Annotated in this window: 13 protein-coding genes; 4 read left to right on the forward strand and 9 right to left on the reverse strand. The window is 68.2% G+C overall.

Features of this window, described 5'->3' with window-relative positions; translation table 11 throughout:
• Positions 1-3 precede the first annotated feature (3 nt).
• Genes ACYU7G_RS13460 through ACYU7G_RS13475 form a run of 4 tightly spaced genes read right to left on the reverse strand, consistent with a single transcriptional unit; the run spans position 4 to position 2,986 of the window.
• Positions 4-1,263: a dihydroorotase gene (locus ACYU7G_RS13460; protein WP_461108646.1), complete on the reverse strand. Its 1,260-nt coding sequence runs from the start codon at positions 1,261-1,263 to the stop codon at positions 4-6.
• Between the two features lie 4 nt (positions 1,264-1,267).
• A complete protein-coding gene (locus tag ACYU7G_RS13465; protein ID WP_461108648.1) occupies positions 1,268-2,203 on the reverse strand; it encodes an aspartate carbamoyltransferase catalytic subunit in 936 nt (311 codons plus the stop codon).
• A complete protein-coding gene (gene pyrR / locus ACYU7G_RS13470) occupies positions 2,200-2,745 on the reverse strand; it encodes a bifunctional pyr operon transcriptional regulator/uracil phosphoribosyltransferase PyrR (protein WP_461108650.1) in 546 nt (181 codons plus the stop codon). Before pyrR ends, ACYU7G_RS13465 begins: the two co-directional genes overlap by 4 nt.
• Before the next feature lie 10 nt (positions 2,746-2,755).
• Complete coding sequence (locus ACYU7G_RS13475; protein WP_461108652.1) at positions 2,756-2,986, reverse strand: hypothetical protein; 231 nt, start codon at positions 2,984-2,986, stop codon at positions 2,756-2,758.
• Positions 2,987-3,104: 118 nt separating this feature from the next.
• On the opposite strand from ACYU7G_RS13475, the gene ACYU7G_RS13480 reads away from it, so the two are divergent.
• A complete protein-coding gene (locus ACYU7G_RS13480; protein ID WP_461108654.1) occupies positions 3,105-3,281 on the forward strand; it encodes a hypothetical protein in 177 nt (58 codons plus the stop codon).
• A 25-nt stretch (positions 3,282-3,306) separates the two neighbouring features.
• On the opposite strand, the gene ACYU7G_RS13485 is transcribed toward ACYU7G_RS13480, so the two are convergent.
• Genes ACYU7G_RS13485 through ACYU7G_RS13495 form a run of 3 tightly spaced genes read right to left on the reverse strand, consistent with a single transcriptional unit; the run spans position 3,307 to position 4,464 of the window.
• On the reverse strand, positions 3,307-3,699 hold the full coding sequence (locus tag ACYU7G_RS13485; protein ID WP_461108656.1) for a type II toxin-antitoxin system VapC family toxin: 393 nt from the start codon (positions 3,697-3,699) through the stop codon (positions 3,307-3,309).
• On the reverse strand, positions 3,696-3,923 hold the full coding sequence (locus ACYU7G_RS13490; RefSeq protein ID WP_461108658.1) for a FitA-like ribbon-helix-helix domain-containing protein: 228 nt from the start codon (positions 3,921-3,923) through the stop codon (positions 3,696-3,698). Before ACYU7G_RS13490 ends, ACYU7G_RS13485 begins: the two co-directional genes overlap by 4 nt.
• Positions 3,924-3,951: 28 nt before the next feature.
• On the reverse strand, positions 3,952-4,464 hold the full coding sequence (locus ACYU7G_RS13495) for a mycothiol transferase (RefSeq protein WP_461108660.1): 513 nt from the start codon (positions 4,462-4,464) through the stop codon (positions 3,952-3,954).
• Between the two features lie 159 nt (positions 4,465-4,623).
• Between ACYU7G_RS13495 and ACYU7G_RS13500 the strand changes: the two genes are divergently transcribed.
• The 3 genes from ACYU7G_RS13500 to ACYU7G_RS13510 all read left to right on the forward strand — a co-directional run bounded on the left by ACYU7G_RS13500 (position 4,624) and on the right by ACYU7G_RS13510 (position 7,686).
• Positions 4,624-5,172, forward strand: a complete 549-nt coding sequence (locus tag ACYU7G_RS13500) for an RNA polymerase sigma factor (protein ID WP_461108662.1) — start codon at positions 4,624-4,626, stop codon at positions 5,170-5,172.
• Positions 5,165-7,177 (forward strand): beta-propeller domain-containing protein, encoded by a 2,013-nt coding sequence (locus ACYU7G_RS13505; protein WP_461108664.1) that lies wholly within the window; start codon positions 5,165-5,167, stop codon positions 7,175-7,177. Before ACYU7G_RS13500 ends, ACYU7G_RS13505 begins: the two co-directional genes overlap by 8 nt.
• Before the next feature lie 140 nt (positions 7,178-7,317).
• Positions 7,318-7,686: a DUF5655 domain-containing protein gene (locus tag ACYU7G_RS13510; protein ID WP_461108666.1), complete on the forward strand. Its 369-nt coding sequence runs from the start codon at positions 7,318-7,320 to the stop codon at positions 7,684-7,686.
• A gap of 1,260 nt (positions 7,687-8,946) precedes the next feature.
• Here the strand turns inward: ACYU7G_RS13510 and ACYU7G_RS13515 are convergent.
• On the reverse strand, positions 8,947-9,246 hold the full coding sequence (locus ACYU7G_RS13515; RefSeq protein WP_461108668.1) for a ribbon-helix-helix protein, CopG family: 300 nt from the start codon (positions 9,244-9,246) through the stop codon (positions 8,947-8,949).
• Between the two features lie 526 nt (positions 9,247-9,772).
• Complete coding sequence (gene pepN / locus ACYU7G_RS13520; protein WP_461108670.1) at positions 9,773-12,352, reverse strand: aminopeptidase N; 2,580 nt, start codon at positions 12,350-12,352, stop codon at positions 9,773-9,775.
• Positions 12,353-12,416 lie beyond the last annotated feature (64 nt).

The following is a 12,416-nucleotide window of genomic DNA, read 5'->3' on the forward strand; positions in this document are numbered from 1 at the left end:
GCCTCAGCGACGGTGCGTGACGGCCCCGCGGAACAGCGTCAGTTCCACCGGGTCCGGCAGGGTGCGGCCGTGGTAGGGGTTGTTGCGGCTGCGCGAGGCGGAGGCCGCGCGGTCCACCGTCGCGCGGCGCTCCGGGTCCACCAGTACCAGGTTGGCGGGCTCACCGATGGCGAGGGGGCGGCCCTGCCCGGTGACGCCGCCGATGCGGGCGGGGGCGACGCTCATGCGGTCTGCGATCCCGGCCCAGTCGAGGCGCTCGCCCATGGTCTCTATGACCACGCCGAGTGCCTGCTCGAGGCCGAGCATTCCCGGCCGGGCGTCGACGAAGGCGTGGTCCTTGTCCTGGGCGGCGTGCGGCGCGTGGTCCGTGCCGACGGCGTCGATGGTGCCGTCGGCGAGCCCGGCGCGCAGGGCCTCGACGTGCTCGTCGGTACGCAGCGGCGGGTTCACCTTGTAGGTGGTGTCGTAGCCGGCCAGCTCCGACGTCGTGAGCAGCAGGTGGTGCGGCGTGACCTCGGCGGTGACCTGGATGCCGCGGGCCTTGGCCCAGCGGATGACCTCGACGCCCTCGGCGGTGGAGACGTGGCACACGTGGAGCCGCGAGCCGGTGGCCTCGGCAAGTTGGACGTCGCGGGCGATGATCACGGACTCGGCCACCGGCGGCCAGCCGGGCAGGCCCAGGCGGCCCGAGAGGTCGCCCTCGTGGCAGCAGGCCCCGGGGCCCGCGAGGTTGGAGTCCTGGGCGTGCTGGGCCAGGACGCCGCCGAAGCGGCTGACCCACTCGAACGCGCGGCGCATGATGCCGGCGTCCATGACGCACAGCCCGTCGTCGGAGAAGACGTTCACGCCGGCGCGGGAATCGTGCATCAGGCCGAGCTCGGCGAGTTCGGTGCCGCCCAGGCCCTTGGTGATGGCGCCCACCGGGACCACCTGGACCAGGCCGGCGGCCGCGCCGAGGTCCGCGATGTGCTCGGCCTTCTCCGCGGTGTCGGTGACCGGCTGGGTGTTGGCCATGGCGTGCACGCACGTGAACCCGCCGCGGGCGGCGGCGCGGGAGCCGGTCTCGACCGTCTCGGTGTCCTCGCGGCCCGGCTCGCGAAGGTGGGTGTGCAGGTCCACCAGGCCGGGCAGTGCAACCAGGCCGTCGGCGTCGATCCGTTCCGCGTCCGACGGCGCGTCGGTGACGAAGCGGCCGTCGGCGACGTGCAGGTCGGTGCGGGTGCCGTCGGCCAGGGTGACGCCGGTGAGGGTGAGGTTGGTCATCGGTTCAGCTTTCTGGGGTGTTGCCTGCGAGCAGGTGGTAGAGGATGCTCATGCGCACCGCGACCCCTGCCGAGACCTGGTCCAGCACGAGGGAGCCGGCGCTGTCAGCGGCGTCGGAGGAGATCTCCAGGCCACGGTTCATGGGGCCGGGGTGCGCGATCACGGCACCCTCCTTGAGTTTGGCGAGCCGGGCGGCGGTGAGCCCGTAGCCGGCGATGTACTCGCGCTCCGAGGGGAAGAAGCCGCCGTGCATGCGTTCGCGCTGGACGCGCAGCATCATGGCGACGTCGACGTCCGCCAGCACCTCGTCGAAGTCGTGGGTGACCTCGACGCCCCAGTCGCGGACGCCTGAGGGCAGCAGGGTGGGCGGTGCGACGAGGGTGACGTGGGCGCCCAGCCGGGGGAGCAGGAGCACGTTGGAGCGCACCACGCGCGAGTGCAGCAGGTCTCCGGTGATGGCAACCCGCTTGCCCTCGAGCGACCCCATGTCGTTGGCGCGGAAGTGGCGCAGCATCGCGTGCGCATCGAGCAGCGCCTGGGTGGGGTGCTCGTGCATGCCGTCGCCGGCGTTGACCATGCTGGCCCGGACCCAACCGGCGGCCTGTGCGACGGAGCCGGAGCCGGCGTGGCGCATGATGATGGCATCGACCCCCATGGCATCGAGGGTGAGGAGGGTGTCCTTCATGGACTCGCCCTTGGACACCGACGAGCCCTTCGCGGACACGTTGATGGCGTCGGCGGACAGCCACTTCGCGGCCAGCTCGAACGAGGAGCGGGTGCGGGTGGAGTCCTCGAAGAAGAGGTTGACGACGGTGCGGCCGCGCAGGGCGGGCAGCTTCTTGACCGAGCGGGACTGCACGTCGTGCATCTCCTCGGCCGTGTCCAGGATCATCGCCAGTTCGGCGTCGGTCAGGTCCGAGATACTGAGGAGGTGCTTCACGCGCGGCCTTCTGTTCGTTCGATGAGCACGCCGTCGGAGCCGTCGAGTTCCTGGACGTGGACGCGGACCCGCTCCGAGCGGGCGGTGGGGAGGTCCTTGCCGACCACGTCAGCCTGGATGGGCAGTTCGCGGTGGCCGCGGTCCACCAGCACCATCAGCTGGATGCGGCGGGGGCGGCCCAGGTCCGCGATGGCGTGCAGCGCGGCCTGGACGGTGCGGCCGGAGTTCAGCACGTCGTCGACGAGCACCACGACGGCGTCGTCCAGGCTGCGAGGGATAACCGTGCGGCCGACGGGGCGGGTGGGGTTGTCACGCAGGTCGTCGCGGTACATCGTGATGTCCAGCTCGCCCACCGGGACCTGGGTGCCCTCGGCGTCGGAGACGGCCGCTGCGACGCGGTGGGCCAGCGGGACGCCGCGGGTGATGACGCCGAGCAGCACCACGTCGTCGGCGCCGGCGTTGAGCTCGAGCAGTTCGTGCGACATGCGCCGGATGGCGCGGGACATCTCCTCCGCGGAGAGAACGGTGGTGGGCTCGCTCATCCCGCCGGGCTCAGGCGGCGTGCTCGGGAGTGGGGGCCTGCTCGCGGCGGGCCACCTCGGTGCCGGTGGCGGGCTCCTCACCGCGGAACCGGGCCGCCCACGTCGGCGTCCAGGCCAGGACGGCGACGATGGCGGAGACCACCAGCGGCGCTATCAGGATCAGGAAGAGCAGGTGGGAGTACGAGACTTCAGCGGCCTCGGGCCAACCCGGGAGCGTTTCGAGGGGGACCATCCAGTTCATGGTCAGCACCTTACTCGAACCGCGTCGCCGCAGCAGTTCGCTCGGACCCGGCGGACGGCGCGGACGAAGCGACGAATCCGGCTGCGGCAGGTCGGTTGCGGTGGGTAACGTCAGGGAGATGACGCAGAGTCCCGATGAGCATGACGTGAACACCCGCGCACACCTGCTGCCCGAGGAGCGTGACGCCGGCAGCGACGACGCCCGCGAGCAGGCGGAGGCCATCCTGGAGGAGTCGCTCGAACGCACCGAGGATCCCGAGGGCACCCGCCGGTCCTCCACCCAGACGCCGGGCTGATCCGAACTGGCCCGCCGGAGAGGGGTCAGGGAGTTGTGCCGACGAGGCGGACCTCGGCGCGGTGGCCGTCGGTTGCGAGCTTGGCGTCGCAGGTCCAGAGCGGCGCCCCCAACGCCTCGGCCAGGGCGATGTAGCTGGCGTCGTAGGTGGTGAACTGGTGGCGCAGGTTCCAGACGCGTTCGGCGAGCGGCTCCGTTTCGTGGCGGTTGATGGTGAAGGCGAAGTGGTCGGTCCGGGCGAGGACCGCGTCAGCCTGGGTGAGCTTGCCTCCGAGAGACAGCCCCCGGAGAACGGAAAGCACCTCCACGTCCAACAGGTGCGGGGCATGCACGTCGCCGCTCAACTCTCGGATCAGGGCCTCGTCGCCGCCGTTGCCCACAAGCGCCTCGACCATTGCCGAGGCGTCGATCACGATCACCGGCGGCCAGCCTCGAGGGCGGCCACGATCTCTGCGGGCGAGGGGCCGCTCGAACGATCCCTCGCACGCAGCCTCGCGGCGACCTCCTCATTGGTCGGGCGTGCGGCGATCTTGGCCAGCTCTCCACCTACATAGGCCGACAGTGACTTGCCCTGGGCGGCGGCGCGCTCCTTGAGCGTCTCCGCAACCTGCTCGGGCACTTCGCGGATGTAGAGGGTGGTCATGCCTCAATGCTAGCACTCTGCAAGCAAGTCACTCGCGCGCAGCCAAGGTCTGCTCGCGCAGGATCTCGGCGTGGCCTACGTGCTGTGCCGTCTCCCGGATGCAGTGCAGCAACAACCAGCGGATGCTCATCGGCCCGAAGCGGTGGCCGCTGACCACCTCCTCCAGGTCGCGGCCCGCGATGGCGTCGCGCGAGCGTCGGCATGCCTCCACGTAGCCCAGCCGGATGGACTCCACCGAGTCCTGCACGTCCAGATGGAAGCTCTCGGCCGGGGTCGCTGGGAGTCCCAGTTCTGCGCGCGAGACTCCTGTGAGGAGTTCGGTGAACCAGATCGTCTCCACCAGCGTCAGGTGCTTCACGAGGCCGAGGGCTGTGGTGGCGGACGGGACGAGGGACTGGCGGGCCTCCGCTTCCGTGAGGTCGTCCAGGGTCGCGGCTGCGGCTGCCCTGTGCTCGTCGAGGAAGGCGAGCAGCATCGTGCGTTCGTCGGCTTGGAGTACACCGAACGATGGGGACAGGGCGTGATGTGCGTGGCCGGTCATGTCGGCAGCCTACGGAACGAGGTGTCAGGCGACGGGCCCGGGAGGACAGGGGAGGGTCACTCCATCGCGGACACTCGGCGGTAACCTTTTGGGCACTTCGGTGCAGTTAAGGGGCAAGGGCGCCCCGGGGCGCCGTCGCAACGCGGGGAAGGGGAGGCGGTGGACGCTGAAGCGAGCGACGCGTCGTCGAGCGATGTCCTGCTTCCCGGCGACACGCATGCGGTGGTCGAGCGGTACGAGTCCATGGTCTACGGCATCGCAGTGACGCACACGAACTGTCGCGGCGACGCCGATGACGTGTACCAGGAAGTGTTCCTGACCTATCACCGCCGCCGCCCGGAGTTCAACGGTGAGGAGCACCGCAAGGCCTGGTTGATCACCACCGCGCTGCACTGCGCGCGACGCGTTCGGCTCAGTTCGTGGCGGACCAGAGTCGTGCCCCTCTCCAGGGATCAACTCGACGCCGGTGCGGGCAGCGTCGCGGACGACTTCACACTGGCCACCGACGAGCAGAACGTGCTCTTCCGTGCGCTGCGCTCGCTGCCCGAGAACCAGCGCAGCGTGTTGTACCTGTTCTACTTCGAGGACCTCCCGGTCGCGCGGATCGCGGATCTGCTCGACCTGGAACCCGGAACCGTCAGGGTGCGCCTGTCCAGGGGCCGCGCCCAAATGCGAGACAAGCTCACGGGAGGACTGTGGGATGAATGACGACATCTTCTCCGAGATCTCGGAGCAGCTGAGGCCCGCCCCGAGCGTCAGGGCCAGCCTGTTCGCCGCTCTCGACGCCGAGCCCGCGGCACCAGCACCCGCCCCCCGGCCCCGCCGCAGGTTGGCCTGGGCGGCCGGAGCCGTGGCCGTTGCTCTGGCGGGACTGGTGGCACTGCCGACGCTGATCCCGCACACGCGGGATCTCTCGGCCCCTCCCGCACTGCCGGCGCCTGCCTCGCGTGCGGCGATCGACCCCGGCGACTATGCCAAGGCCCACTCCGCGGTGCAGCAGGCATTCGCGGCCTTCCCGGGATCCTTGTACGCGACCAACTTCGTCACCATGGCCGATGCTGGGTTCGCGGTCCTCCAGTCCGCCGCCGAGACCGCCACGGCGGACGGAGGCACCTGGGGCACGAACACGCAGGTTTCCGGCATCGACGAGGGCGACGTCGTCAAGAGCGACGGCCGCACCATCTTCACCGCCTCAGGGGCCGAGGTGGTCCTCGTCTCCGCCGACGGTGCCGACGCCCGTGAGGTGGCGCGGATCGACACCATGGCCGAGGAGACCGGACCCACGCCGGGCACCGTCCAGGGGCCGGTGATCGACCTGATGCTGCACGGCAGCACGCTCGTGGCGCTGGTGACCGAGTACACCCCGAGGCTGTCCGAGCTGCCCGCGAGCGAGTCCGTGACCCATGTGCCCTACGACGCATCCCAGACCAGGGCGCTCCTCTACGACGTGACCGACCCGTCGTCGCCGCAGTTCGTGACCAGCCTCGGCCAGAGCGGCGCCTACGCCACCTCGCGACTCAAGGATGGCCTGCTCTACCTGGTGACGCAGTACGACGTAGCCGACCGTGACGCGGTGGACCCCGATGATCCGACGACGTTTGTCCCGTCCCTCGCCGACCCGCGCCAGGCAACACTCGTCCCGGCCGCCGATCTCACGCTCCCGACGGACCCCACCATGCCGACGTTCCAGGTGGTGAGCAGCATCGATGTCTCCAAGGCTGAGCGCATCGACCAGGCCGCGGTGATGGGGCGCGCGGACGTCACCTACATGAGCGAGGACAGCCTCTTCTGGGCCGCCACCGGCTACCAGCCCAGCGCCATGGCCGAGTTCACCCTCGACCAGGACAGTGGTCTGCGAGAGGTCTCCCAGACCACGGACCTGACCCGCGTCGAGCTCGTCGACGGGGAGATCACCGTCGCAGCGAGCACCACCCTCCCCGGTGTGCCGCTGAACCAGTTCGCGCTCGACCAGTTCGAAGGACATCTCAGGGTGGCGGTCACCATGGACGGCGCCACCACCGCGGGGGGCTGGGCCACGTACCCCACCGTGTTCGTGCTCGACGACTCATTGCGCGTCGTGGCGTCGCTGCCGCAGTTGGCCGTCAACGAGCAGATCAAGTCGGTGCGTTTCCAAGGGGCGCGCGCCTACGTCGTCACCTACCGCCAGATCGACCCGCTCTTCGCGCTTGACCTGAGCAACCCCACCGAACCCAAGGTGATGAGCGAACTGAAGATCCCCGGCTTCAGCACCTACCTCCACCCCTGGGCGGAGGGTCGCCTGCTGGGGCTCGGTGTCGACGCCTCCGAGATGGGTGAGGTCCTCGGGATGAAGCTGTCCATGTACGACACCTCCGACCCGTTCGACGTCACGGAGGCCACGACGATCAAGGTGCCGTTCCACCACGCCGAGGCACTCCAGAACCACAAGGCCGTCTTTGTGGATCCCGACCGCGGTCTCGTCGGGTTCGCCGTCGAGACCCCCGACGGCACGGGCCGGGTGGACACGGACTACCTGCTCTACCGCTACGACGAGGCGACGGGCTTCAGCCTGCTCGGCGAACTTCCCGTCCAGCAGCAGGCCACGAGCCAGGCGACAGCCGCGAGGGCTTTGACCATCGGTGGCGACCTGTACGTGGTGGCTGCCACCGGCGTCGACGTGTACGAAACCGGCTCCCTGACCCGGATCGCCGCGCAGGACTTCCGCGACCGCTGACGGAGGCGAGGCTCGGCGGGATGCGCCCAGTCGTTCGGGATCGAGAATCAACCACACCGCGGAGCGGCGGACGCCGTGGGGCACTTGGTAGTTCTGCGCCCTGGGCGAGCTTATGTGTTCGACGCAACTATGCTCAGCCGATGGCTGATGACGAAGCGAGCATCGAATCCTTCTTTCAGGGATTCCCCGAGGGTCTCGAGATCTGTCGCGTCGTTCGAGAGGGCATCTCCGCAATGGGTGAAGCGAGCATGACCGTCACCAAGAGCCAGATCGCTTTTCGGCACCGTCGGGGTTTTGCCTACCTCTGGCGCCCTGGGCAGTACGTCAAGAGTGATGTTCCAGCAGTGCTCTCCATCGCGTTGCCGCGTGCGGTGGCATCCGATCGCTTCAAGGAAGTCGTCCACCCCTCGCCGAAGGTATGGATGCACCACATCGAGCTCCGTGAGCCCTCGGAAGTGGACGACCAAATTCTCGAGTGGCTCACCGAGGCTCACACCAGCGCTCGCTGACTGCGGTATGTTCGCGATTTCCGTGAAACGGGGTGCGTCGACTTCTGGCAGGCGTGACCCCTTACCTCTTGACGGCTGCCCCGGACGGCTACACCCATGGACAGATCGGGGAACAGAGATGCTCCATCGGGTCGAACGTCTTCATCGTCATAAACCCCAAACTGACCGACAGCGTGAGACTCACGGGTGAGGACATGGAAGATGCGGTGTTTGAAGGGCAAGCGGTCGAGGCCTCCCGCGGAGGGTCGGGGTTCTGAAGTCAATGAGTGTTTCGATCCTGAGGACCAGTAGCGGGGTTGGCTTCAGAGATTGGATCCAACAGGCGATTCAGGGGAGGGGCCTTCAGCAAGCGGCCCCAAACAACTGCGACCACAGCGCTGGTCCCCATGGCGAGAGGCGCGAGCAGCGCAAGCCATCCGGGACTCCCGAGGACCCAGGCGCCGAGCAGTGGCAACGCAGCCGCTGCGGCTAGAAGACCAACGGCCAGCCTCGAGGGTGAACCACGTCGCACACACGCACCCAGCAGCAGGACTCCCGCCATACCTGCCAGTAGCGCCAGGGGCGCATCAAGGTGGCCGTAGCCGGGAAGAATCGGTTCGAACCAGGAGTGCTTCGTCACCGGCGGATCCACTCCCAGAGCAGGGTCAACACCCCAGTGCATTTCCATCGTCGGGAGCAGCATCACGCCGAGACCAGCTGCTGCCACGACTAGGGCAACCATGCCCGGCCAGCGCTTCATTGTTCTATCCTGCCACGACGGCACACCAGCCGGTGCGGCCCCGGATTTTCCTAGCCGGATGGTCCAGGCTCAGAATGCGGCAGATCCGGATGTTCCCTGCCACACTGAGCGTGTGTCTTGGAAGCCGGGTCGAAGCACCATGGTGGTTCCCGACCACCGGTTGGACCCATATCGAGATCTGGGCGCCGTGGTGAGATTCGGAGACCACGAGATCATGCAGATCTACGTCCAGGTTGATGCTGTCTCGAGGCAGACTTCGGGCCACCTCTGGTGGCGGCAATGGAGCCGCCCGCGAGAGTTCGTGATCTTGCACATGTTGATGGAGGACGGCTTCCAAACCGACAGTTGGCTGATGGAGGACCAACTCGACGATGAACTCAGGTCTTGGGCAGAAGGGCGCTTCGACTGGCTCGGCCAACAGCACACACTCACTTGGTTCGACACACAGAGATCGGCTGCGTTACGGGAAACCCTCCGGCTCGACGCTACGTGATACCCACTGCGGCAACTGAGGATGTTCGTCAGGCTACTCGCGAAGCGAGATCGTCGAGCTCTGCACGGATCCTGGCAATCAACGCCCCGGCGGATTCGTCGGAGGCCGCCAGTTGGGTCAACAGAATGTCGCGAGCCAGTGTGGACACGGGAAGGCCGCGTCGTTCCGCCAGCTGTGTCAACGCTTCGAGTTCCTCGGCGTTCAGGCGAACTTGAAGCGTCTTGGCGCGCTGGTGCCCGCGGGTCACCTTGCTTCCTGGCTTGAGGCCGGCATCTGGGTTTCGTTCGGCCGCTTCGGCTTCGGTCGCGATGAGATCACTGATCGACATCCAACTGTTCCTCTCGGTATCGGCGCTGGTCTGTACTGTTCGACGGCCACGCGTTGACTCCCCAGGTGATCCCCTCCTCCGGGAGCACGATGACCGTGATCAGCATGCTGGTCGTGGATGACCAGCCGATGATCCGGATTGTTCTGCCTGACTCAGACGAAGGATCTGGGTCGATGGCCAGCCTGTTCGGATCGGCGAAGGCCTCGTCGGCGACGTCGGGCGTCAGGCCGTGCTTGGATATGTAGTCGCCCGGTGTCGCCAGTCGATGCCGTCACCCACGACCGCAGCGTACTACGTGCGCACTGCATTAGCCAGTGGTTCCTGACCGCAGCGACATTCCTCAACTAGGCAGGATCGACCGTGCTGACCGCGGCATGAGAGTGCGTCAGGGATCGCGCCGGCTGCGGGCCTGCTGCTCGACGGCGATCCGCTGACCGACCTCGACCTAATCGCCGACCCCGCGAACAACCTCAAGGTGATCGTCAGGGACGGGACCGTGGTCAAGAACACGCTCTGAACCCAGCGGTCAGCGGCGGCTGGTCTCCTGGACGCGCAGGGTGCGGCGGGCCTCGTCCAGGCGCTCGGTGACGGAACGGCGCACCTGGTCGTGCTCCACGGTGGCCAGCCACGCGTCGAAGTCCGCGACCAACTGCTCGTCCGCGATGGTGTCCGGGAAACCGAAGCGCAGCACGTTGCCGATGGTGGCGTAGCCGCGTTCTGCCCAGATGCCCTCGCGGCGGGCGATCTGGTTTGCCACCTCCTTGTACTTCTCCGCGTACGGGGCCAGCACGTCGTCCTGCCCGTAGCGGTGGAAGCCCATCACGATGGAGCGGTGGGTCTCGTTGGCGACGTCGCCGTCGGCCGTGGCCAGGCGCCAGGCCTCGGCCTTCGACTCGGCGTCGGGCATCCCCGCACGTGCCCCGGCCGCGCGCTCTGCGCCCGCGTTGGTGTTGTCCCGGGCGAGCTCGGCGTCGATCTCGGCGTTGCCGAAGACACCGCGCGCGGCGAGGGTGGACACGATCGCCCAGCGCACGGCAGTGTCGATGGCCAGGCCCGACGGGACCTCCTCGTCGTCGAGCCAGCCACGGATCAGCTCCAGTGCGGTCTCGGACTTGGACACCGCGATCAGTGTCTTGGCGAAGATCAGTTGCTCGTCGGATCCGGCCGCCGCGTCCTTCAGCAGGCGGGCGAGCCCGGTCACGAGACGCTGGTTGGCCTCGTCGCGGAGCTCGGGTGCCATGAACCTGGTGGAGCAGACCGCGGCCTGGTTGGCGACGGTGGTGACGGCTGCCATGTCACGCTCGCTAGCCAGTCCGGCCAGCGCGAGGGAGACGAACTCCTGCGGTGCCAGCTCGGCGTCGCGCACGGAGTCCCAGAAGGAGCTCCACGTGACGGCGCGGGCGAGGGGGTCGCTGAGGCCACCGATGCCGGCCACCAGCGCGGCGACGGAGGCGTCGTCGAACCGGACCTTCGCGTAGGTGAGGTCGCCGTCGTTGAGGAGCACGACGTCGCCACGCTCCACCCCCACCATCTCCGGAACGTCGGTGCTCTCGCCCTTCACGTCGGTCTCGACGTAGTTGACGCGCGTGAGCTCGCCGTCGACGGAGGCATAGATGCCGATGCCGAGGCGGTGGGTGCGCAGGGTGGGCCAGTCCGGGTGCGCCGACTGCTGGACGGCGAACCGGGTGAAGCGGCCGTCGGCGTCGACGTCGAAGTCCGCCCGCAGCGTGTTGACCCCGGCGGTCTCAAGCCACTCACCGGAGAACCAGGACAGGTCGCGCCCGGAGGTGGCCTCGAGCTCGACCAGGAGGTCGCGCAGTTCGGTGTTTCCCCAGGAGTGCTTCGCGAAGTACGCGGCGACGCCCTTGAGGAAGTCCTCGCGGCCGACGAAGGACACCAGCAGCTTCAGCACCGAGGCGCCCTTGGCGTAGGTGATGCCGTCGAAGTTCTGCTCCACCTTGTCCAGGTCGCTCATGTCCGCGGCGATGGGGTGGGTGGTGCTGAGTTGGTCCTGCAGGTAGGCCCAGGCCTTGCGCTCGTTGCTGAACGACGCCCACGGGTTGGCCTCGCCGTCCCAGCGGCGCGAGATCTCGTCGGCGGCGAAGTGGGAGGCCCACTCGGCGAAGGATTCGTTGAGCCACAGGTCGTCCCACCAGCGCATGGTCACCAAGTCGCCGAACCACATGTGGGCCAGTTCGTGGAGGATGGTGTTGTCGCGCGACTCCATCTCGCGGGCGGTGACGCGGGAGCGGAACAGGTACTCGTCGCGGAAGGTGACGCAGCCCGCGTTCTCCATGGCGCCGGCGTTGAACTCGGGCACGAAGATCTGGTCGTAGGAGTCGAACGCGTAGGGGGTCTGGAAGGCCTCCTCGAACACCTCGAACCCGCGCTGGGTGGTGGTGTGGATGCGCTCGACGTCCAAGTGCTGGGCCAGCGACTGGCGGCACGCGATCCGCGCCGGGATGCTGTGCCCGTTCGTGGTGATCTCGGTGTCGACGAAGTGGTACTCACCGGCCACCAGGGCGGTGATGTAGGTGGAGACCCTCGGGGTGGGGGCGTGCTCCCAGCGGCCGACGCCGTCGCCCAGGTCCTCGGGCGCGATGCCCGCGGCGTTGGTGAACACGGTCCAGTGGACCGGTGCCAGCACGGTGAGCTGGAAGGTGGCCTTCTGGTCCGGCTGCTCGAAGTTGGCGAACATGCGCCGGGCGTCGGCGGTCTCGAACTGCGAGTACAGGTACACGCGGCCGTCGGCGGGATCGACGAAGCGGTGCAGGCCCTCGCCGGTGCGGGAGTAGCGGCACACCGCCTCCACCACGACGGTGTGGTCGCCGGGGGAGAGCTCGGGCAGCGGGAGGCGGAAGCCGTCGAAGCCGCTGACGTCGAACGCTTCGCCGTCGACGCTGGCGGAGCGGACCTCGGCCGCGATCAGGTCCAGGTGGCTGGCGCCGCCGGTGGCGGTCAGGTCCAGCTCCGTGGTGGAGGTGAACAGGCGCTCGGCGTCGTCCACGCCGGCTCCCGTCACGTCGACGGTGACCCGGTAGGCCTTTGCAGTCACCAGTTCCGAGCGCCTTGCTGCGTCCTCACGGGTGATGTTCGCGGTTGGCATCCAAACCCCAATCTCAATGTTGTGCAGTGCGGTCAACCCTCCGATGTTATCCAAGAGCCGAAGC

Source organism: Tessaracoccus terricola, assembly GCF_054776555.1.